We start from the raw sequence: 21121 nt of genomic DNA, 5'->3' as shown, positions 1-21121 counted from the left end.
AGGCGTCCGCGGACGCCTCGGGGGACGGCGCCGCGGAGGGCGGGGTGGACGGCGTGCTGCTGGGCGTCGCGGCCGCGCTCGTCGTCGTGGGCGGCGGCGTGGGCGGGGTCATCGGCTACCGGCGGCGACGGGGCTGAGCGCACCCGTGCGCCGCTCCAGGCGCAGGTCGACCAGCCACACCGCGACGACGAGGACGCCGAAGCCCGCGCCGACGGCCACGACGGCCGGCCAGCCGCCCGCCGACCACGCGGCCGAGCCCACCGCCGAGCCGAGCGCGCCGCCCGCGAAGTACGTCGTCATGTAGACGGAGTTCAGCCGCGAGCGCGCCTGCGGGCGCAGCGGGTAGACGACGTTCTGGTTGGAGACGTGGACCGCCTGCAGGAAGGCGTCCGCGAGCAGGAAGCCGAGCACGAACACGGCCACCGACGTCAGCCACGGCGAGGCCGACAGGTACAGCACCCCCCAGGTCGCCACCAGCCCGCCGGCGCCGAGGCCGGTGGCCAGCTGCCCGCGGCCGGCGTCGGCCATCCGCCCGGCCAGCTGCGCCACGAGCGCACCCGCCACCCCGGCCAGGCCCACGAGCCCGATCTGCAGCTCGCTGAAGCCGAAGCGCGGCCCGGCCAGCACGAAGGTGCTCGTGGCGAACAGCACGGAGACCCCGGCGAAGCCCAGCCCGCCCAGCAGCGCCCGGGTGCGCAGCCGCGGCAGCTCGCGCACCAGGCGGGCGCCGGAGGCGAGCGTGGCGCCGTAGCCGCCGACGGCCTGCGGCACGCTGCGCGGCAGCCGCCGGTGCAGCACCAGCGCGAGCACGAGCAGGCCGGCGGCGACCAGGACGTAGGGGGCGTGCCAGCCGGCGACCTCGGCGAGCGCGCCGGAGACGCTGCGGGCCAGCAGGGCGCCCACGAGCAGGCCGCTCATGACGGTGCCCACGGCCCGCCCCTCCCGGCCCGGCTCGGCCAGCTCGGCGGCGAAGGGGACGAGGACCTGCGCGGCGACGGAGAAGAGCCCGGCGACGGCGGTGCCGACGGCCAGCACGGCGTACGTGGGCGCCACCGCGCACACCGCGTGCCCGGCGGCGGCCAGCACGGCCAGCACGGTGAGCAGCCGGCGCCGCTCCAGCAGGTCGCCCAGCGGCACGACGAGCAGCAGCCCCAGCCCGTAGGAGACCTGCGAGAGCGTCACGAGCGCGGCCGCGCGGCCCTGGCTCACGCCGAGGTCGGCGGCGATCGCGTCCAGCAGCGGCTGGTTGACGTAGTTGCCGCCGACGGTCAGGCCGGTGGCGACCGCCATGACGAGCAGGAGGGAGCGGGTCAGCACCGGGCCATCGTCAGGCGCCGGGCGCGCACGTGTCCAAGCGATCGGAGGGCGTGGAACGATCGCGCACCGCGATCGGTCCCTAGGCTGCCCTGGTGACCCCCCTGCAGCTGCGCTGCGCGCTGGCCGTCGCCGACGGCCTGCACTTCACCCGCGCCGCCCGCGAGTTGGGCATCGCGCAGTCGGCGCTCAGCCACCAGGTCGCCCGCCTGGAGGAGGAGCTGGGCGCTCCGCTGTTCGAGCGCACCAGCCGGCGGGTGCGGCTGACGGACGCGGGCCGGGCGCTGCTGCCGCGGGCGCGGGCCGTGCTCGCCGAGCTGGACCGGCTGCGCACCGACGTCGTCGCCGCCTCGGGCTCGGTGCGGGGGCGGCTGCGCATCGGCACCATCCCCACGCTGCCCGACGTCCCGCTGCACGAGGTCCTGGCCGGGCTGCGCCGGCGCCACCCGGGCGTGCAGGTCGCGGTGAGCGTGCTCAGCAGCGACGTGACGCTGGCGGCGGTGGCCGCCGGCGGCCTCGACGTCGGGTTCGCGGGGGTGGCGCTGGGCACGCCGCTGCCGGGGGTGGAGGCGCAGGTGCTGGCGACCGAGCCGCACGTGGCCGCCGTCGGGCCCACCCACCCGTGGGCGCAGCGGCGGCGGGTGCGGCTGGCGGACCTGGCCGCCGAGGCCTGCGTCGACTTCCCCGCCGGCACGGGCGGCCGGCGCCAGACCGACGAGGCCTTCACCGCCGCCCGCCTCACCCGCGAGGTCGTCGTCGAGACCGACTCCGTGCCGCTGCTGCTGGACCTGGTGCGCGCGGGTGCGGGCGTCGCGCTGCTGCCGCGCTCGGCGGTGCGGGAGGCGGCGGGGGTGCACGCGCTGGCCGTCACCGACGGCCCGGCGCGGCGCACCTGCGTCGTGCACGGCGGCGCGGGCTCCTCGGCCGCCACCCGCGCGTTCCTCGCGGAGCTGGCCCTCAGAACGCCCGGCGGCCGCTGAGCACGGGCAGCGCGCGGCGCACCGCGGCGACCGCGCCGAGGTCCAGGTCCACCACCAGGCGGCCCGGCGCACCGCCCAGCTCGTCGAGCACCGTCCCGTCCGGGCCCGCGACGAGGCTGTGACCCACGCCCGTCGGCGCGCTCGGACCCGCCCCGTCCTGCCCGGTCCCGCCCGCCTCGGCCTGCCCGGTCCCGCCCGCCTCGGCCTGCCCGCAGGCCAGGACGTAGGAGGTGCAGTCCAGCGCCCGCGCCCGCGCCAGCAGCCGCCACTGCTCGACCTTGCCGGGGCCGGCGCCCCCGCTGGCGGCGACGACGACGACCTGCGCGCCGCGGTCGGCGAGCGCGGTGAGCAGCTGCGGGAAGCGCACGTCGTAGCAGGTGGCGAGCCCGACGCCCACGCCGTCGACGTCGACGACCACGGGCTCGGCACCGGGCTCGACGGTGTCGGACTCGGCGAACCCGAACGCGTCGTACAGGTGCGTCTTGCCGTAGTGCGCGCTCACCCCGCCGCCGCGCACGAGCAGGGTGTTGCGCACCCGCCCGCCGGCGCCCGGGGAGAACGCCCCCGCCACGACGGTGATCCCGGCCGCGTCGGCCAGCTGCTCCAGCCGGCGCGCCCACGGCCCGTCGACGGGTTCGGCGACCGGCCCCAGCGGCACGCCGGAGCGGCAGGCGGTGGCCTCGGGCAGCACGAGCAGGCGGGCGCCGGCGGCCGCGGCCGCCTCGACCTCGCGGGCGACGAGGTCGAGGTCGGCGGCGGGGTCGGTGCCGCTGCTGGTCTGCGCGAGGGCGGTGCGCACGGGGTCCTCCGGCTCGGGACGCGGGCGGGGACGTGGGCGGGGACGACGAAGGGGTGGTCCCGGGAGCCGGGACCACCCCGTCCGCGGGAGCGGTCCGGCGACGCCCCCGCGGGACGTCGCCGGGCCTCCCGGCGCAGGTGTCAGGGGACGATGAGCCCGACGGTCTGGGTGCGGGCGGCCTCGAAGCGGCGCTGCACGTCGGCCCAGTTCACGACGTTCCACCACGCCTTGACGTAGTCGGCCTTGACGTTCTTGTAGTCCAGGTAGAAGGCGTGCTCCCACATGTCCAGCATGAGCAGCGGGACCAGGCCGAGGGCGAGGTTGCCCTGCTGGTCGTACAGCTGGACGTTGAGCAGCTTCTGGCCGACGGAGTCCCAGGCCAGGATCGACCAGCCGGAGCCCTGCACGCCGTTGGCGGTGGCGCTGAAGTGGGCGCGGAAGCCGTCGAAGGAGCCGAAGTGCTCGTCGATGGCCGCGGCCAGCTCGCCGGTCGGCTTGTCGCCGCCGTCGGGGGACATGTTCGGCCAGAACACCGAGTGGTTGACGTGGCCGCCGAGGTGGAAGGAGAGGTTCTTCTCGTGCAGGTTCACCGTGGCCAGGTCGTTCTTCTCGCGGGCCTCGGCGAGCTTCTCCAGCGCGGTGTTGACACCGGCCACGTAGGTGGCGTGGTGCTTGTCGTGGTGCAGCTCCATGATCGCCCCGGAGATGTGGGGCTCGAGCGCGGCGTAGTCGTAGGGCAGGTCGGGAAGCGAGTACTCAGCCATGCGTCGTTCTCCTCTGTCGACGTGCGGTCGCACGGTGACCCTGACGCAGCCCCTCGGGCTGCGCAAGCGGCCGGGCGCCAGCGTCTCACCGCGTGATCACCGGTGCCCGGCGGGGTCCCCGCGCGCGGCGCCTAGGGTGGGGTGCGTGGACAGCCCCCTGGGAGAGCGCCCCGCGGTGGACGGCCCCGCGCTGGACGGCCCCGTGCCCGTCGTCGGGTTCGACCTCGACATGACGCTCGTGGACTCCAGCGAGGGCATCACCGCCACGCTGCGCGCCGTCCTCGCCGAGGTCGGCGTCCACGTCGACGCGGCCGACGTCTGGCCCTGGGCGGGGATGCCGCTGGAGCGGATCGTCGCCGGGCTGGCCCCCGGCACGCCGCCCGGGCAGGTGGAGCGGATCGCGGCCCGCTACAAGCAGCTGTACCCCTCGCTGGGCGTGGACTCGGTGCGCGCCCTGCCCGGTGCCGCCGCGGCGCTGGCGGCCCCGGCCGCGCACGGCGGGCGCAGCGTCGTCGTCAGCGCCAAGCACGCGCCGAACGTGCACCGCGTGCTGGCCGCGGCCGGCCTGGCGGACGCGGTGGAGCGCGCCGACGTCAGCGGCGACCTGTTCGCCGAGCAGAAGGGCGTGCGCCTGCGCGAGCTGGGCGCGAGCGCCTACGTGGGCGACCACCCCGGGGACGTGCGGGCCGCGCAGGTGGCCGGCGCGGTCGCCGTCGGGGTGAGCACCGGCGCCCACGACGCCGACGCCCTGCGCGCGGCCGGCGCCGAGGTGGTGCTCGCCGGTCTGGAGGACTTCCCCGGCTGGCTGGCCCTGCACGCGCAGCAGCTGCGCGCGGGGAAGAAGGCGGTCCCCGCTCCCCGTTAACCTGGGGGCAGACCGCCGTCGCGAGGCTCCCGCCCCGCCGACGGCTCTCAGACACCGATCGACCGGTGCGCGCGGCCCGCCGCAGCGCCCGGACCCGCAACTGGAGAAGGTTCCCGTGCCGACTGGCAAGGTCAAGTGGTTCGACGCCGACAAGGGGTTCGGCTTCCTCGCCGCCGAGGACGGCGGCGAGGTGTTCGTGCACGCCTCCGCGCTGCCCGCCGGCACCTCGACGCTGGCCAAGGGCAGCCGGGTCGAGTTCGGCGTGGTCCAGGGCAAGAACGGCACCCAGGCCCTGTCCGTGCGCCTGCTGGACCCGGTGCACTCGGTCGCCCGGGCCACCCGGAAGAAGCCCGAGGACATGGTCGTCATCGTGGAGGACCTCATCAAGCTGCTCGACGGCGTCTCCAGCTCGCTGCGCCGCGGCCGCTACCCCGAGAAGGGCGGCGCCCGCAAGGTCGCGACCGTCCTGCGGGCCGTCGCCGACGACCTCGAGGCGTGAGCGTGCCCGAGACCCGCGCGCGGCGCCCCCGCAAGCCGACGCTGGACGCGGCCGCCGCGGCGGCCGTCGACCTGGCCCGCTCCGCCGCCGAGGAGGACGCCGAGCCCGGCACCGTCGGGGAGCACCTGGGCGCCACCGCCGAGGGCGACCGCCTCGTCAGCCACGCCTTCGACTGCCTGCTGCCCGGCTACCGGGGCTGGCGCTGGACGGTGACGCTCAGCCGCGCCTCGCGCGCCCGCAACGTCACCGTCAACGAGGTCTGCCTGCTGCCCGGCGAGGACGCGCTGCAGCCGCCGGAGTGGCTGCCCTGGGTCGAGCGCATCGCACCCGGTGACGTCGGCCCGCACGACACGCTGCCGCGCAAGGCCGACGACCCGCTGCTGGAGCAGGGCTACGAGGCCACCGGCGAGGAGGAGGCCGACGCGCTGGCGCTCTTCGAGCTGGGCCTGGGCCGCGAGCGGGTCCTGTCGCCCCTGGGCCGCGACGCGGCCGCCACCCGCTGGTACGAGGGCGACCGCGGCCCGCGCACCGAGATCGCCGAGCACGCCAAGGGCCAGTGCTCCACCTGCGGCTTCTTCCTGCCCGTCGCGGGGGCGCTGCGGCAGGTGTTCGGCGTCTGCGCGAGCGAGTGGTCCCCGGAGGACGGGCGCGTCGTCAGCGCCGACCACGGCTGCGGCGCGCACAGCGAGACCGACGTCGAGGTCGAGCCGGAGGAGCGCAGCGCGCCCCTGGTCGACGACCTCGCCGCCGACGGCCTGGAGCTCGTGGGCCTGGCCGACCTGCCCGACGACGCGCCCGGCGAGGCGCCCGACGGGACGGTCGCGGGGACGGGCAGCTGAGCTCCGCCGACCCGTTCGGCACGCGGGCGCTGCGCGAGCGCGTCCTCGCCGGCTGGAACGCCTCCGCCGCCCGGCTGCGCGAGGACGCCAACGCCGAGGAGGACGCCGCCCTCGGCGCCTACCGCGACCGGCTGGTGGTCGAGCTGGCGCAGAACGCCGCGGACGCCGCCGCGGGCGCCGGCGTGCCGGGGCGGCTGCTGCTGCGCCTGCTCGACGACGACCCGCACGCCCCGGGCGGCGGCACCGGCCACGGCGCGCTCGTCGCCGCGAACACCGGCGCCCCGCTGGACGCCGAGGGCGTGCAGGGCCTGGCGACGCTGCGCGCCAGCGCCAAGCGCGAGCCGGCCGACGGGGTCGTCGGCCGCTTCGGCGTCGGCTTCTCCGCGGTGCTGGCCGTCACCGACGAGCCCGTGGTCTCCTCCACGAGCGGTGCGGTGCGCTTCTCGCGCGCCGGCACGGCGGCGCTGCTGCGCACCAGCGGCTCCCCCGCCGCCCGCGCCGAGGCCGACCGCCGCGGCGGGGCGGTCCCGGTGCTGCGGCTGCCCTTCCCCGCGCCGGACGCCGCCCCGCCGCCGCCCGGCTACGACACCGCCGTCGTGCTGCCGCTGCGCGACCGCGCCGCCCGCGAGCTCGCCGAGCGGCTGCTGGCCGAGGTCGGCGACGTGCTGCTGCTGGCGCTGCCGGCGCTGGGCGAGGTCGTCGTGCAGGTGCCCGGCGCCCCCGAGCGCCGGTGCGCGGACGTCGAGGAGCGCTGGCACGTGCTGCGCCGCCGCGGCCGCCACGAGGCGGCACTGCTGACCGGCCGCGGCGTGGAGGAGCGCTCCCGGCTGGGCTGGCAGCTGGCGTGGGCGCTGCCGCGCGCGGGCGGCCACCCGCCGCCGGGCGTGGTGTGCGCCCCCACCCCCACCGACGAGGAGCTGCCGTGGCCGGCGGTGCTCGTCGCGACCTTCCCGCTGGGCCCGGACCGGCGGCGGCTGGCGCCGGGACCGGCGGGCGGGGCGCTGCTGGAGCACGCCGCGCAGGCGTACTGCGACCTGCTCGTGGAGGTCGCCGCCGACGGCGGGGACGCCGTCGCGCTGCTGCCGCACGGCGCGGCCGCCGGCCGCGTCGACGCCGAGCTGCGCCGCCGGGTCCTGGAGCGCGCGCGCGAGGCGCCGCTGCTGCCGGCCGTCGAGGCCGACCCCGACGGCGCGGTGCTGCGGGTGCGCCCGTCCTCGGCGGTCGCGCTCACCGGCGCGGGCGCCGACGACCCGCGGCTGCTGGCCGCGCTGGCCCCGGCCCTGGGGGGCCTGGTCGCGGCCCCGCGCGCCCTGGACCGGCTGCTCACCGACCTCGGCGTGCAGCGCCTGTCGCTGGCCGACGTCCTCGACGTGCTGCCCGTGCAGGAGCCGGCGGCCGCGGCCCGGCTGTTCGCGGCGCTGGCGCCGCTGGCGGCCGACCCGCTGGCCCGCGAGGCCATGGCGGGGCTGCCGGTGCCGCTGCTGGACGGGCGCGTCGTGCACGGCGCCCGCGGCACCGTCCTGCTGCCCGGGGACGTCCTGGACGCCGCGGCCGCGGCGGTCCTGGCCCCGCACGGGCTGCGGGTGGTGCACCCGCACCTGGCGGAGGGGCCGGCGCAGCAGCTGCTGGTGCGCCTGGGGGCGCGCGAGGGCGGGGCCTGGGCCGTCCTGACCGACCCCGCGGTGCGCGCCGCGGTGGCCGCCTCCCCCGACGCCGAGGACCCCGACGCGGTGGCGGACGCCGTGCTGGGCCTGGTCGCGGCGGTCGTGGCGCCCGGGCCGGACGCCGACGGGGACGCCGACGGGGACGCCGACGGGGACGCCGACGGGGACGCCGACGAGGAGCTGGTGGTCCGCGTCGCCCAGGACCTGCCGTGGCTGGCCGACCTGGCGCTGCCCGACGCCGACGACGAGCTGTGCCCCGCGGGTGCGCTGGTGCTGCCCGGCTCCCTGGCCGAGCGCTGCACGGACCCCGGGGAGGTGGGGCCCGTCTCCCCCGACCTGCTCGCCGCGTGGGGGCCGGGGGTGCTGCGCGCGGTGGGCGTCCTGGCCGCCCCGGCCGTGGTGCGGCTGGGCGAGCTGGACCTGGCCGACCCGGCGGCCGCGCTCGAGCTGGGGCTGGCCGACGCCGACGAGTACGCCGAGCAGGTCTGGGGCGACGTGCTCGACGAGGCCGCCGAGACGGTCGTCGCCGAGGCGGTCGCCGTGCGCGACCTCGACCTCGTCACCGGCGCCTGGCCGCAGGTGCTCGCCGCGCTGGCGGCCACGCCGGGCGGGGTGGCCGCGCTGACCCGGCCCTGGAGCGCCGGAGCGCACCGGCGCACCCCGCTGAGCGCGTGGTGGCTGCGCCGCCACGGGCCGCTGCCCGCCGTCAGCCGCCCGCCCGGCGGGGCCCCGGCGTGGTTGCCGGCCGCTCCGCCGTGGGTGCTGGAGCTGCCCGCCGGGGTGCGCGCCGCGCTCGGCGTCCTCGACGACCTCGGCGCGGCCGGGCCCGACGACCTGCCGCCGCTGCTGGCCGCGGCGGCGCGCGCGGCCGCGGACGTGCCGGCGCTGGACCTGCTGCGGATCTGGACCGCGCTCGGGCGCGACGCCGCCCGCGTGGTGTCGGCCGAACCCCCGGCGGTGGTCGCGGCCCTGGACGCGGCCGGGCGCGTGGTGGCCGCGGACCCGGCCGAGGTGGTCGTCGTGGACTCCCCCGCCTGGGCGCAGCGGCGCGACCTGGGCCCGCGGGTGCTGGTGCCCGCGGCCGCGGCCGCGGCCGTCGCGCAGCTGCTGGACGCCGACCTGGCCTCCGAGCGGGCCGACGGGCGGCTGCAGCACCCGGCGGGCGCGCTGCGCGAGGTCCCGCCGGCCGTCGCGGCGCTGCTGCCCGGCGCCCCGGCGAGCTGGCGGCAGGTGGAGCGGCTGCGCTGCGACGGCGAGGACGTCGGCTTCTGGGTCACCGGCGCGGGGGCGGGTGCGGCCGTCGTGGCGACCGGTGCGCGGGGCGCGGCCCGGGGACTGGCCCAGGCGGCCGGCGCCTGGCCGCTGCGGGCGGTCCTGGCCGCGCTGCTGGACGACGACGGCGGCGGCGCGGCGGCGGAGCTGCTGGCCGAGGAGCTGCCCGGCTGATCAGCGCGGGGAGGGCTCGCGGGGCTCGCGGGGGCCCCGGCGCGCCCGCCGCTCGCGCCGGTGCACGTGGGCCAGGCCGACCAGCCCGAGGGCGAGGCCGGCGATGCAGGAGCCCAGCCAGCGGCCCTGGCCGGTGCTGCGCACCTCCGGGACGACGAGGGCGACGACGAGCAGCACCGCCCACACCGCCAGGCCGACGAGCACGGGGCGGCGGTCGTCGGTCACCAGCGGGGGTGGCGGCGGCTTGGCCTTGGAGGGGGGCAGGAACAGCGGCACGCGTCCAGTCTCCCCCCGCCGGGCCCCCCGCCGCCCGCCCCGGCCGCCGCGGACCCGCCGGGGTCTGCTGGGATGGGCGCATGGCCGAGACCCCCGCCCAGGCTCCCGTCCGCACCGCGCTGGTCACCGGCGCCAGCAGCGGCATCGGCGCGGCGACCGTGCGGGCGCTGGCCGCCGCCGGGTTCGCCACGATCGCCGCCGCCCGCCGCGTCGAGCGCTGCGAGGCGCTGGCGGCCGAGGTGGGCGGGCGGGCCCTGGCCCTCGACGTCACGGACGCGGCCTCGGTGGCGGCGATGGCCGCCGCCGCGGGCGACGTCGACGTCGTCGTGCACTCCGCCGGCGGGGCGTTCGGCAGCGACCGCGTCGAGGACGGCGACCCCGAGGGCTGGAAGGCGATGTACGACGTCAACGTCGTGGGGGTGCTGCGGGTGCACCAGGCGCTGCTGGCGGGGATGCGCCGCGGCGGGAACGGCCACGTGGTCGTCCTGGGCTCGATCGCGGGTTTCGAGGTCTACCCCGGCGGCGGCGGGTACACGGCCGTCAAGCACGGGGTGAACGCGCTGTGCCGCACGCTGCGCCAGGAGCTGCTCGGCGAGCCGGTGCGGGTCACCGAGATCGCGCCGGGGATGGTCGAGACGGAGTTCTCCCTCGTGCGCCTGGGCGACCGGGCGGCCGCGGAGAAGGTGTACGAGGGGCTGACCCCGCTGAGCGCCGAGGACGTCGCGGACGTCATCGCGTTCGCGGTGACCCGCCCGCCGCACGTGGACGTCGACAAGGTCGTCGTGCGGCCGGTCGCGCAGGCCGACGCCGCGCACGTGCACCGCCGCTGAGCCCCGGCGGTCACCCACCCGGGGGGTCACGGGGGTGCCGATCGCGTGAACTCTCCGGATGCACCCCTACGAGGCTACTCAGAGTGATTACTGTGAGCTCTGAGTGGTCGGGGGGGTCTCGGCCGGGAGCGCGAGGAGGAGCCGTGGCGACGCGGACGCAGGTGGACCTGGTGACGAGGACGACGCTGGAGGGCGACCTGCTGGAGGGCGCCTGGGCGACCTACCAGGTCGCGTTCGACCGGCTGCGGGTGCTGGCGGTGCAGCGCCACCTCATGACCCGCGCCGAGTTCGACGACGTGTGCGCGGACCGGCGCGTCATGAAGTACCTGGGCCTGGACGACGACGGCCGGGTGTGCGCCTTCGGCACCTTCACCAACCACCTCTCGGCCATGCCCCTGGTCAGCGAGGAGTACTTCGCGCACCGCTGGCCGCAGCTGCACGCCGCCGGGAAGATCTGGTACATCGGCTGCGTCGGCGTCCACCCCGACTACCGCAGCAGCGGCGTGTTCGCCCGGATGGTCTCGCAGATGTGCGCGGTCGTGGAGCGCACCGGCGGCGTGGCCAGCATCGACATCTGCCGGCACAACGAGCAGGACCTGGCCCTGCCGCGGCTGATCACCCGCCTCGTCGACACCGTCAGCGACGGCACGAAGGTGCACCGGCTGGACGAGCAGACCTACTGGGCCTACGAGTTCCCCGAGCCGGCGCTCGCCTCCTCCTGGCGCTGACGCCCAGCACCCCACCACCAGGACCGGCCCGGTCCCGGCACCCTCGCGGGTCGCCGGGACCGGGCCGGTCCTGGTTCCGGGTCCGGGTCCGGGGTCCGGGGTCCGGGTCAGCGGACGGCGCGCCGGCTCCAGGAGGCGAGGACCGCGCCGACGGTCTCGGGGTCGGCGGCGCGCGCCCACAGCCAGCCCTGGCCGTGGCGGACGGCCAGCCGGCGCAGGATCTCGCGCTGCGCGTCGGTCTCGATGCCCTCGGCCGTCACGCCGAGGCCGAGGGCGGCGCTGACCGCGACCACGGCGCGCACGAGGGCCTCGTCGCTGCTGCTGTCCTCGCCCAGGTTGGCCACGAAGCTGCGGTCGATCTTCACCCGCGTCACCGGGAGGGTGCGCAGGTAGGACAGCGCGGAGTACCCGGTGCCGAAGTCGTCGACGGCCAGGCCGATCCCCATCCGGCGCAGGGCCTGCAGCGTGTCCATGACGACCTCGGAGTCGGCCAGCACGGAGGACTCGGTGATCTCCAGGATCAGGCTGCCGCCCTCCACCCCCGCCTCGGCCAGCGCGGTGCGGACGAGGTCGGCGAACGCCGGGTCGAGCAGCTGGCGGGGTGCGACGTTGACCGACATGCGGAAGTCGTGGTCCACCAGGCCCTGCTCGCGCCAGCGGGCCAGCTGCAGCAGGGCCCGTCGCAGCGTGGAGAGCCCGACCCGGTTGATGAGCCCGGTCTCCTCCAGCAGCGGGACGAACTCCACCGGCGAGACGGGACCGGACAGCGGCCGCTCCCAGCGCAGCAGCGCCTCCGCGCCCACCGGGCGGCCGGTGCCGATGTCGACGATCAGCTGGTAGGCGCAGGTCAGGGCGTCCTCGTCGACGGCGTGGCGCAGGTGCAGCTCCAGCTCGACGGCGGCGCCCTGGTCCGAGCGCATGGTGGCGTCGAAGAGCAGCCACTGCCCGCGCCCGTCCTTCTTGGCCTGGTACATGGCGGTGTCGGCCTCGCGCATGGCGGTCTGCGCGCTGGAGCGGACCGCGGAGACGCCGACGGAGGCGGTCACGACGGCGTCGGCGCCGGCCACGCGCACGGGCCTGGCCAGCTCGCGCACGAGCCGGTCGGCGATCTCCCGCATCCGCCCCTCGTCGCCACCGGCCAGCACGACGAACTCGTCACCGGCCAGGCGCGCCACGGTGCCGCCGCTGCCGGCGATCTCGCGCAGCCGCGCCCCGGTGACCTGCAGCAGCTCGTCGCCGGCGTGGTGACCACGGGTGTCGTTGACGCGCTTGAAGCCGTCGAGGTCGACGTAGAACAGCCAGTGCCGGCCCTGCGCGGCGGACGGCTGCGCCGTCAGCTCGGCCAGCTGCTGGCGCAGGCCGTCGCGGTTGGGCAGGTCGGTGAGCGGGTCGTGGCTGGCCCGGTGGGCCAGCAGCGCGCGGGCGCGCGCCTGCCCGTTGACCGCCGAGACCGCGCGCAGCAGCAGCAGCGCGAGGACGACCGCCACTGTCGCCACGCCGGCCCACCGGGTCAGCGGCGACCCGCCGGCCGGGCGGACCGCCAGCAGCAGCACCAGCGCGGCCAGCGACACGCTCAGCAGCACCAGGCGCCGCCAGGACCAGGCGTCGGCGACCTTCGCGCCGGCGGGCGCGTCCTGGCGCTGGGAGGGGTGCAGCGCGGCCGCCGTGATGAGCAGGTAGGCGACGACGAACGGCGTGCTGACGACCAGCGGGGGCAGCAGCTCCCCGCGCACGCCGAAGGCCGCGTACCAGACGTCCCCGGCCAGCAGGGCGATGACGGCGGCGAGCATCAGCTGGTAGCTGCGCCGGCGCGGGGCGGCGAAGAGCAGGTCGATGACCAGGCACACGAGCAGGACGTCGACGAGGGGGTAGACCGCGGCGAGCACCGAGGTGGCCACCGACCGGCCGGGCAGCAGCGTCAGCGGGACGACGAGGTGCTGGACGGCCGCCAGGGCCCCGGCGGCACCGGCGATGAGGACGTCGCACAGCACCTCCCGACGCAGGCCGCCGTGGGCGCGGGCCAGCTTCACCAGGGCGAGCAGCAGCGCCAGGTACCCGCTGAGGGAGAGGACGTCGACGAGGTAGTGCGCCGCCCCGCTGCGCTCCAGGCTCCACGGCCGCACGGCCGAGCCGGCCAGGAAGCCCACGCCCGCCACGACGAGCAGCCACCACGCCAGCAGCGGGCGCGGGCGGTGCACGAGGCACCCCCACACCATCCCGGCCACCGAGGTCACGCCGATCGCGGCGAGCACGAACGTGCCGGCACCGGTCGAGGAGGTCAGGACGAAGGTGGCGACGAGGGCGCACACGACCACGGCCCCGGCGGCGCCGAGCACGGCGCCGCGGGGCCCGGCGACGCCAGGACTGCTCACGGCTTCCCCCGCCATCCGGCTGACTCCCCCCACTGCGGCTCCCGCCGGTGCACCGAGGGCGCCGGCGGGCGCCGGCACGACACCGACGGATCCTTCCGCACATGCATCGATCGCCGGGGGCCGGATCTTGATCCCCGCTGCCCCGAACGGGTCAGCGCCGCCGGGGCGGGGCTCCCCCGGCGGCCGCGGGGGACGGCTCCGGGGGGCAGGCGTGCGGGAGCGGGGCCGGGGAGCAGGTCCGGGCGGGTGGGCTAGGGCCCCGCCGGGGGCAGCGGCAGGGGCAGGGGCAGGTCGCCGGCGGTGACGGGCCGGCCGAAGAGCCAGCCCTGCGCGCGGTCGCAGCCCATCTCGCGCAGCATCGCGGCCTGCTGCTCGGTCTCCACGCCCTCGGCGGTGACGACCATGCCGTGCGCGTGGGCGAGCCCGATGAGCGCCTCGACGACGGCCGCCGCGCGCTCGGAGGTCCCCAGGGGCCGCACGAAGCTCATGTCGATCTTCAGGAAGCTCAGGGGGAAGCGGTCGAGGTAGGACAGCGAGGAGTACCCGGTGCCGAAGTCGTCCAGCCCGACGCGGGCACCGATGCTGCGCAGCTCGCCGAGGCTGGCGCGCGTGGAGGTGGAGAGGTCGATGAGGGTCCGCTCGGTGACCTCGGCCAGCAGCGAGGAGCCGGCGGCACCGGTGGACTCGACGCTGTGGGCCAGGCGGTGGGCGAAGGCGGGGTGCTCCAGCGTCTTGCCGGAGACGTTGAAGGAGACCTGCAGGCCCTGGCCGGCGCGGCGCCACTCGCGCAGCTGGCGCAGCACCTCCCCCAGCACCCAGGTGTCGACGTCCACGATGAGGCCGGTGTCCTCGGCGGTGTCGACGAAGGACTTCGGCTCCAGCAGCCCCTCGACGGGGTCCTCCAGGCGCACGAGCGCCTCGGCGGCCACGAGCTCGCCGCGGCGCAGGTCGACGATGGGCTGCCAGACCACGCGCAGCCCGTCGGTGCGCAGCGCGCGGCGCACGCGGTGCTCGGCGTCGCGGCGGGCCTGCGCCTCGTCGCGCATCGCGGAGTCGTAGACGGCCACGCGGTCGCGGCCGCCGTCCTTGGCGCGGTACAGGGCCATGTCGGCGCTGCGGAAGAGCTCGTCGCCGGTGCCGCTGTGCCCGACGGCGATGCCCGCGCTGGAGGTGCACACGAAGGGCTCGGGCAGGCCGGGCAGCAGCATGGGCGAGCGCACGCGGCGGATGATGTCGCGGGCGATGAGGGCGGCGGCGTCGGTGCGGCTGACCCCGGGGACCATGACGACGAACTCGTCACCGCCCAGGCGGGCCAGGGTGGCCCCGGGCGGGGCGGCGTCCTCCAGGCGCACGGCGACCTGGCGCAGCAGCGCGTCGCCGATCTGGTGGCCGAGGGTGTCGTTGACGAGCTTGAAGCGGTCGAGGTCGAGCAGGACGAGCGCGACGGCGTCGGTGGGCGTCGCCCGCTCCAGCGCCTCGGCGAGGCGGGTGTCGAGCACGGAGCGGTTGGCCAGGCCGGTGAGGGAGTCGCACTGGGCCAGCCGGACCAGCTCGCCGGTGGACTTCTCCCCGGCCGAGACGTCCAGGACCAGGCCCTGCACGACGCTGGTGCTGGTGGTGGCCAGCGGGACGCTCATGCCCAGGAAGGTGCGCTCGCGCTCGTCGGCGGTGCGCACCCGGAACGGGTAGGGCGCGGAGGTCCCGGCGTGGGCGGCGGGGTCCTCGACCCCGGTGAAGGGGCCGCGGTCGTCGGGGTGGATGCGCGCCCGCCAGGCGTCCAGGTCGGGGTCGGGCTCCTCGGCGTCCAGGCCGAGCATCTCGCGCAGCCGGTCGTCGAGGGCGACCACGCCGGTGGCGGGGTTCCAGGACCAGGAGCCGAGGCCGGCCAGCCGCAGCGCGCCGGAGAGCAGCAGCTGCGCGCCGGACAGCTCGGTGCCGGCGCGGCGGGCGTCGTCGGTGGCGACGAGGGCGCGCCAGGCGGCGCCGCCCGCGGCGGCGAGGACCTCCAGGGCGGGCGTGCTCGCGTCGGCGACGCCCCAGACGGCCAGCCGGGGTGCGCGCGGGTGGCCGGGCACGAGCTCGACGACGGCCGAGGGCGACATGCGCGTGAGGTCGGTGCCGGTGAAGCGGCGGCCGGCGACGAGCAGCAGGTCGCCGCGGGCGGCGAGGACCTCCAGCTCGCGGTGGCGGGAGCGGGCGACGGTCTCCAGCAGCAGCACGCGCTGGTGCCCGCAGCGGTGGACCTCGGTCACCAGCTCCTCGGCCAGCGCGGTGAGGTCGCGGCACTCCCCGAAGCGGCGCTGGGCGCGCAGCAGGGCCGCACCGACGTTGACCTCCGTGGTCAGGGCGAGGCCGCCGTCGACGCGGCGGTCGAGGCGCCCGACGGCGCTCCCGTCGGCGGGGCTGTCGACGAGGCCGGTCGTCGAGGTCGCTGGAAGTCCACCCACGCGTTCGCCCACCCTTCCGCGACACGGGCGGACCGCCCGTCCGGTCCGCTACACAACGTGACTGACTCTAACGCCCCGTACAGCCACGAGGGAACCCGGCCGGTGGCGCACCCTCACTTCGTTGCCAGTGGTAATTAGCGGGCCTAACGACTACGCTGGACGGGTGCCCTCCTCCAGCCCCGGGCCCGCCGCCGCGGGCGCCCCAGCGCTGGACCAGCTCGCCGTCGACCTGCGCATCGCGCTGCTGCGCACCGCCCGCCGCCTGCGCGCCATGAAGTCCGTCGACGAGCTGTCCGACGCCCAGTTCTCCGTCCTCGCCCTGCTGCACCGCGACGGCCCGCGCACCCCCCGCGAGCTGGCCGAGGCCGAGCACGTGCGCCCCCCGTCGATGACCCGCACCCTCACCGGCCTCGTCGACGCCGGGCTCGTCCAGCGCACCGAGCACCCGCGCGACGGGCGCCAGGTGCTGTGCTCGGTCACCGAGGCCGGCCACCGCGTCGTGGAGGACACCCGCGCCCGCCGCGCCGCCTGGCTCGGCCGGCGGCTGGCCGTCCTCGGCGACGACGAGCGCGCCACCCTCGCCGAGGCCGCCCGCATCCTGGACCGGGTGGTCGACGAGTGAGCGCGACCTTCCGCTCCCTGCGCCACCGCGACTACCGGTTGTGGGCGGCCGGCGCCCTCATCAGCAACACCGGCACGTGGATGCAGCGCGTGGCCCAGGACTGGCTGGTCATCCAGGTCCTCACGAACGGCTCCGGCACCGCGGGCGGCATCACCACGGGGCTGCAGTTCGGCCCGATCCTGCTGCTCGCCCCGCTGGCCGGCACCATCGCCGACCGCTTCCCGCAGCGCCGCACGCTCATGGCCACCCAGGCCGGGCTGCTCGTGGTCGGGCTGGCGATGGCCGCCCTCGTCCTCAGCGGGCACGCGCGCCTGTGGCACGTCTACGTCCTGGCCACGCTGCTCGGCTGCGTCTCCGCCATCGACGGCCCGGTGCGCCAGACCTTCGTCAGCCAGCTCGTGCCGCCGGAGGACCTGCCCAACGCCATCGGCCTGAACTCCGCCTCGTTCAACTCCGCGCGGCTGGTCGGCCCGGCGCTGGCCGGTCTGCTCATCGCCTGGATCGGCACCGGCCCGGTCTTCCTCGTCAACGCGCTGACGTTCCTGGCGCCGCTGGCGATGCTGCACCTCATGCGCCCGGCGCACCCGGTGCCGCGCACGGAGCGCCTCGCCGGCGGCGGCATGCGCGAGGGGCTGCGCTACGTGCGCACCCGCCCCGACCTGCTGGCGGTCTTCGTGCTCGTCGGCGTCGTGGGGACCTTCGGGCTGAACTTCCAGCTGACGTCCGCGCTCATGACGAGCGTGCGCTACGAGGCCGGCTCCGCCGCCTACGGCTTCGCCGGCACGGTGCTGGCGGTCGGCTCGCTCACCGGCGCCCTCGTGGCAGCCCGCCGCGAGCGCCCCCGCCACCGGCTGCTCGTCGGCGCCGGCGTCGCCTTCGGCCTCACGGCCACGCTCGCCGCGCTCATGCCCACCTACCCGCTGTACCTGCTCGTCCTGCCCCTGCTCGGCCTGGCCTCGCTGACGCTGCTGACGACCGCCAACGCGACCGTGCAGATGAGCACCGAGCCGCGCCTGCGCGGACGCGTCATGGCGATCTACATGTCGCTGGTGCAGGGCGGCACGGTCGTCGGCGGGCCGTTCGTGGGCTGGGTGGGCTCCCGCTGCGGGCCCGAGTGGTCGATCCTCGTCGGCTCGATCCCCTCCACGCTCGTCGCCGTCGGCGTCGGCGCCTTCCTGCTGCGCCGGGCGCGGGTGCGGGTGGCCTGGCGGCGCAGCGCACCGCACCTGCGCCTGGTGCCGGTGAGCGGCCGCGGCGGCGAGGAGGAGGCCGCGGCGGCGTGAGAATGGTGCCGTGCCCACCGACCTGACCACCGCGCTCACCGACGTCCGCACCCTGCTGCTGGACACCGGGCACCTGGTGCGGGCCGTCGCCGCGGGCCGTCGCCGCGGGCTCGAGGCCCCCGAGCACGAGCGCGTGGAGGTGCGCCCGGTGCGGCTGAAGTCGGGCGCGCACCTGCAGTTCACCGCCCGCACCGGGCCGGTCGTGCGCATCCGCAACGTCCCCGCCGCCGAGGCGGCCGCCGCCGTGGACGAGCTGCTGGCCGCCCCCTACGGCAACCTGCACGTCGAGACGGCCGGCGAGGTGCTGCAGCTGCGGGTGACCAAGAAGGGCGAGGCCCAGGTGCACCGCAGCGCCCGGGGCGGGCAGACCGCCGGCGCGGCGGCGGGCCCGCAGGTGCACGACAGGGCCAGGCAGCGCCTGGTGGACCCCGACGACCCGCTGTTCCGGGTCCTGGGCGCCGGCGGCGACAAGCGGCGGCAGGTGGAGGCGTTCGTGCGCCAGCTGGCCACGCTGGCCCCCGCGGTCCTGCAGCAGGGCGGGCCGCAGCTGCGGGCGGTCGACCTCGGCTGCGGCAACGCCTACCTCACCTTCGCCGCCCACCGCTGGCTGCAGCAGCAGGCGCTCGAGGCGGGCAAGGAGCTGGCCACCGTGGGCGTGGACGTGCGCGACGACGTCGTCGCCACCACGCGGGCGGCCGCGCAGGAGGCCGGCCTGCCGGGGCTGGGGTTCGCGGTCGGCACCATCGCCGGCGCCGAGCCGTTCGAGGGGCGCGCCCCGCACGTGGTCATGGCGCTGCACGCCTGCGACACCGCGACCGACGAGGCGCTGGCGCGGGCCGTGCGCTGGGGGTCGGAGGTGGTGCTGGCGGCGCCGTGCTGCCACCGCGACGTCCAGCGCCAGCTCGTCGCGGCCGGGGAGCGCAACCCGCTGGTGCGCCACGCGATCCTGCGCGAGCGCTTCGCCGACGTCCTCACCGACGCCCTGCGCGCGCTCGTGCTGCAGGTGCTGGGCTACCGGGTCGAGGTCGTGGAGTTCATCGACTCCCGGCACACCCCGCGCAACGCGATGCTGCGCGGGGTGCGGACCGCGTCCGCCCCCTCCCCCGCACGGCTGGCCGAGCTGCTCGGCGAGTACGACGACCTCACCAGCACCTGGGGCGTGGAACCGGCCCTGGCGCGGATGCTCGCACCGGAACTGGACGCGGCGCGCTCGGGCCGCCGAGCAGGTCAGGCCGCCGAGTAGGTCAGGCCGCCGAGTAGGTCAGGCAGCGGGTCTCGCCACCGGCCTCGGTGCCGACGTCGATCGTCTCGGCGGTGCAGGTCAGGTCCGAGTTGTGGCGGCAGTCGGCCAGCTGGCAGGCGCCGACGTGCCCGGAGGGGGACGTGCGGTGCTTGGTGGGCAGGCCCAGGAAGGTGCCGCAGTGGTTCGCGCCGTGGTCGCCGACGGTGATCGTCGGGGCGTGGCACGAGACGTCCTCGTTGAAGGTGCACCCGCTGACGGAGCACTGGTGGATGGGGGTCAGGTCCAGGTTCACGGTCGCCATGCCTTCGACGGTAACCGGGGAATGCGGATCCCGCTACGAAGGAACGCCTTTCCTGAACCGCCCCGGAAAAGCCAGGTGAGGCATTCCTTCCCCCTTTTCCGGGAAGAAGGTCAGGCTTTCCTGAGCGCCGCCACGACGTGGTCGACGCACGCGGTCAGGGCCCGCACGTCGTCGGGTTCGACGGCCGGGAAGAGCCCGATCCGCAGCTGGTTGCGCCCCAGGCTGCGGTACGGGAAGACGTCGAGGACCCCGTTGCGCCGCAGCACCTCCTGCACGAGCGCGGCGTCGATCGAGGGGTCGAGGTCGATGGTGGCCACGACCGTGCTGCGGGCCGCCGGCTCGGCCACGAACGGGCTGGCCCACTCCCGCGCCTGCGCCCACCCGTAGACGACCTGCGCCGAGTCGGCGCAGCGCTGCACCGCCCACGGCAACCCGCCCTGCTCCAGCAGCCACTCCACCTGCTCGGCCAGCATCACCAGCGTCGCCACCGCGGGGGTGTTGTAGGTCTGGTCCTTGCGGGAGTTCTCCACCGCGATCCGCAGGTCCAGCGACGCCGGCGTCCAGCGGCCGGTGGCCCCGACCTCCCGGGCGCGCTCCAGCGCGGCCGGCGACAGCAGCGCCAGCCACAGCCCGCCGTCGGCGGCGAACGCCTTCTGCGGCGCGAAGTAGTAGACGTCGGTCTGCGCGACGTCGACCGGCAGCCCGCCGGCACCGCTGGTGGCGTCGACCACGACGAGCGGCCCGCCGTCCGCGGGCAGCGGGCCGCGCGGTCGCCGCACCGGGGCGGCGACACCGGTGGAGGTCTCGTTGTGCGGCCACGCCACGACGTCGACGCCGTCGGCGACCTCCCCCAGCCGCGGCAGCGTGCCGGGCTCACCGCGCACCACGACGGGCTCGGCCAGGAAGGGGGCCGCCGCGGCGGCCGCGGCGAACTTGGCCGAGAACTCCCCCAGCACCAGGTGCTGGGAGCGCTCGCGCACCAGGCAGCAGGCCGCCACGTCCCAGAAGGTCGTGCTGCCGCCGTTGCCGAGCACGACCTCGTAGCCGGCGGGCAGCGCGAACAGCTGCGCCAGGCCCTCGCGCACGCGCCGCACGAGCGCCTTCACCGGCTCCTGGCGGTGCGAGGTGCCCAGCACGTCGCGCCCGGCGCGCACGAGCGCGTCCACCTGGGCGGGGCGCACCTTGGACGGGCCGGACCCGAAGCGCCCGTCGGCGGGCAGCAGGTCGGCGGGGATGCGCAGGTCGCGGGCCAGGTCGTCGCTCACGCCCCGATCCTCCCGCACGGGCCCCGCGGGGCGGCGGGAGGGAGCGGGCGGGTGCGGGCACGGGTGGTGCGGTGCAGGCTGGTGCGGTGAGCAGCGACCGCTACGACCTGCAGCGCTTCGTCGACGCCCAGGACGGCACCTACGAGGGCGCCGTCCGGGAACTGCGCGCCGGGCGCAAGACCTCGCACTGGATGTGGTGGGTGTTCCCGCAGATCGCGGGGCTGGGCTCCAGCCCCACCTCGGTGCGGTACGCGGTCTCCGGCCTCGACGAGGCGCAGGCCTACCTGGCGCACCCGGTCCTCGGGGACCGGCTGCGCGAGTGCGCGCGCACGCTGCTGGACCTGCCGGGCGAGGACGCGGAGGAGGTGTTCGGCGCCGTCGACGCGGCCAAGCTGCGCAGCTCGATGACGCTGTTCACCGCCACCGACCCCGACGAGCCGACGTTCTCGGCGGTGCTGGAGAAGTTCTTCGGCGGCGAGCGCGACGCCGCGACCACCGACCGCCTCAGCGCCTAGCCCTTCCCGGGTCCCCGGGTCCCCCGGGCCTCCCCGCGGTGGTCCCGCACGGGACACCGTGCGGGACCA

At 77.1% G+C, this 21121-nt stretch carries 19 protein-coding genes; 11 read left to right on the top strand and 8 right to left on the bottom strand.

The genetic code is table 11. The features are described from left to right. Window positions 1-108: 108 nt before the first annotated feature. Window positions 109-1317, bottom strand: coding sequence for an MFS transporter (locus tag ACRYM2_RS18720; protein WP_432523945.1), 1209 nt, complete (start codon window positions 1315-1317; stop codon window positions 109-111). 92 nt (window positions 1318-1409) lie between these two features. On the opposite strand from ACRYM2_RS18720, the gene ACRYM2_RS18715 reads away from it, so the two are divergent. Further along, window positions 1410-2294, top strand: a complete 885-nt coding sequence (locus ACRYM2_RS18715; protein WP_432523944.1) for a LysR family transcriptional regulator — start codon at window positions 1410-1412, stop codon at window positions 2292-2294. Here ACRYM2_RS18715 and ACRYM2_RS18710 read toward each other — a convergent pair. Both ACRYM2_RS18710 and ACRYM2_RS18705 read right to left on the bottom strand, forming a co-directional pair. After that, the gene (locus tag ACRYM2_RS18710) at window positions 2272-3093 is read right to left on the bottom strand and encodes a nitrilase-related carbon-nitrogen hydrolase (protein ID WP_432523943.1); all 822 of its coding nucleotides are present in this window, start codon (window positions 3091-3093) and stop codon (window positions 2272-2274) included. The two genes, ACRYM2_RS18715 and ACRYM2_RS18710, sit on opposite strands and share 23 nt — an antisense overlap. Before the next feature lie 140 nt (window positions 3094-3233). Further along, a complete protein-coding gene (locus ACRYM2_RS18705; protein ID WP_432523942.1) occupies window positions 3234-3857 on the bottom strand; it encodes a superoxide dismutase in 624 nt (207 codons plus the stop codon). Between the two features lie 145 nt (window positions 3858-4002). On the opposite strand from ACRYM2_RS18705, the gene ACRYM2_RS18700 reads away from it, so the two are divergent. From ACRYM2_RS18700 to ACRYM2_RS18685, 4 genes are all read left to right on the top strand, one after another. After that, window positions 4003-4722, top strand: a complete 720-nt coding sequence (locus ACRYM2_RS18700) for an HAD family hydrolase (RefSeq protein ID WP_432523941.1) — start codon at window positions 4003-4005, stop codon at window positions 4720-4722. Window positions 4723-4837: 115 nt separating this feature from the next. Next, window positions 4838-5221 carry a cold-shock protein gene (locus ACRYM2_RS18695; protein WP_432523940.1) on the top strand — a complete coding sequence of 128 codons (384 nt, stop codon included), beginning with the start codon at window positions 4838-4840 and terminating at the stop codon, window positions 5219-5221. Further along, window positions 5218-6060: a DUF3027 domain-containing protein gene (locus ACRYM2_RS18690; protein WP_432523939.1), complete on the top strand. Its 843-nt coding sequence runs from the start codon at window positions 5218-5220 to the stop codon at window positions 6058-6060. Before ACRYM2_RS18695 ends, ACRYM2_RS18690 begins: the two co-directional genes overlap by 4 nt. Before the next feature lie 134 nt (window positions 6061-6194). Beyond that, window positions 6195-9170, top strand: a complete 2976-nt coding sequence (locus tag ACRYM2_RS18685) for a sacsin N-terminal ATP-binding-like domain-containing protein (protein ID WP_432523938.1) — start codon at window positions 6195-6197, stop codon at window positions 9168-9170. Here ACRYM2_RS18685 and ACRYM2_RS18680 read toward each other — a convergent pair whose 3' ends face one another. Then, window positions 9171-9446, bottom strand: coding sequence for a DUF2530 domain-containing protein (locus ACRYM2_RS18680; RefSeq protein ID WP_432523937.1), 276 nt, complete (start codon window positions 9444-9446; stop codon window positions 9171-9173). Between the two features lie 80 nt (window positions 9447-9526). Between ACRYM2_RS18680 and ACRYM2_RS18675 the strand changes: the two genes are divergently transcribed. Both ACRYM2_RS18675 and ACRYM2_RS18670 read left to right on the top strand, forming a co-directional pair. After that, complete coding sequence (locus ACRYM2_RS18675; RefSeq protein ID WP_432523936.1) at window positions 9527-10276, top strand: SDR family NAD(P)-dependent oxidoreductase; 750 nt, start codon at window positions 9527-9529, stop codon at window positions 10274-10276. Between the two features lie 143 nt (window positions 10277-10419). Further along, the gene (locus tag ACRYM2_RS18670) at window positions 10420-11004 is read left to right on the top strand and encodes a GNAT family N-acetyltransferase (RefSeq protein ID WP_432523935.1); all 585 of its coding nucleotides are present in this window, start codon (window positions 10420-10422) and stop codon (window positions 11002-11004) included. 107 nt (window positions 11005-11111) lie between these two features. On the opposite strand, the gene ACRYM2_RS18665 is transcribed toward ACRYM2_RS18670, so the two are convergent. Beyond that, window positions 11112-13376, bottom strand: a complete 2265-nt coding sequence (locus ACRYM2_RS18665) for a putative bifunctional diguanylate cyclase/phosphodiesterase (protein ID WP_432523934.1) — start codon at window positions 13374-13376, stop codon at window positions 11112-11114. Window positions 13377-13627: 251 nt separating this feature from the next. Then, window positions 13628-15823: a putative bifunctional diguanylate cyclase/phosphodiesterase gene (locus ACRYM2_RS18660; RefSeq protein WP_432523933.1), complete on the bottom strand. Its 2196-nt coding sequence runs from the start codon at window positions 15821-15823 to the stop codon at window positions 13628-13630. Window positions 15824-15986: 163 nt separating this feature from the next. Between ACRYM2_RS18660 and ACRYM2_RS18655 the strand changes: the two genes are divergently transcribed. Genes ACRYM2_RS18655 through ACRYM2_RS18645 form a run of 3 tightly spaced genes read left to right on the top strand, consistent with a single transcriptional unit; the run spans window position 15987 to window position 18971 of the window. Next, window positions 15987-16445, top strand: coding sequence for a MarR family winged helix-turn-helix transcriptional regulator (locus ACRYM2_RS18655; RefSeq protein ID WP_432523932.1), 459 nt, complete (start codon window positions 15987-15989; stop codon window positions 16443-16445). Next, a complete protein-coding gene (locus tag ACRYM2_RS18650) occupies window positions 16442-17728 on the top strand; it encodes an MFS transporter (protein ID WP_432523931.1) in 1287 nt (428 codons plus the stop codon). Before ACRYM2_RS18655 ends, ACRYM2_RS18650 begins: the two co-directional genes overlap by 4 nt. A gap of 10 nt (window positions 17729-17738) precedes the next feature. Then, entirely contained in the window at window positions 17739-18971 is a 1233-nt protein-coding gene (locus ACRYM2_RS18645; RefSeq protein ID WP_432523930.1) for a class I SAM-dependent methyltransferase, read from the top strand. Window position 18972: 1 nt separating this feature from the next. Here ACRYM2_RS18645 and ACRYM2_RS18640 read toward each other — a convergent pair whose 3' ends face one another. Then, complete coding sequence (locus ACRYM2_RS18640; RefSeq protein ID WP_166617014.1) at window positions 18973-19272, bottom strand: DUF1540 domain-containing protein; 300 nt, start codon at window positions 19270-19272, stop codon at window positions 18973-18975. 110 nt (window positions 19273-19382) lie between these two features. Continuing rightward, window positions 19383-20537, bottom strand: coding sequence for a phosphoserine transaminase (gene serC, locus ACRYM2_RS18635; protein ID WP_432523929.1), 1155 nt, complete (start codon window positions 20535-20537; stop codon window positions 19383-19385). An 86-nt stretch (window positions 20538-20623) separates the two neighbouring features. Here serC and ACRYM2_RS18630 point away from each other — a divergent pair, with 86 nt between their 5' ends. Beyond that, complete coding sequence (locus tag ACRYM2_RS18630) at window positions 20624-21052, top strand: DUF1810 domain-containing protein (protein WP_432523928.1); 429 nt, start codon at window positions 20624-20626, stop codon at window positions 21050-21052. Window positions 21053-21121 lie beyond the last annotated feature (69 nt).

The organism is Kineococcus aridisoli, assembly GCF_050871885.1.
Lineage (GTDB): Bacteria > Actinomycetota > Actinomycetes > Actinomycetales > Kineococcaceae > Kineococcus.
The sequence above is the reverse complement of the archived record's forward strand: the minus strand, read 5'-3'. Positions and strand labels throughout refer to the sequence as shown.

What these genes read in the sequence shown, in the direction of transcription:
- ACRYM2_RS18705 (WP_432523942.1), bottom strand. Translation starts at nt 3,857, where the DNA reads ATGGCTGAGTACTCGCTTCCCGACCTGCCCTACGACTACGCCGCGCTC.
- ACRYM2_RS18675 (WP_432523936.1), top strand. Translation starts at nt 9,527, where the DNA reads ATGGCCGAGACCCCCGCCCAGGCTCCCGTCCGCACCGCGCTGGTCACC.
- ACRYM2_RS18640 (WP_166617014.1), bottom strand. Translation starts at nt 19,272, where the DNA reads ATGGCGACCGTGAACCTGGACCTGACCCCCATCCACCAGTGCTCCGTC.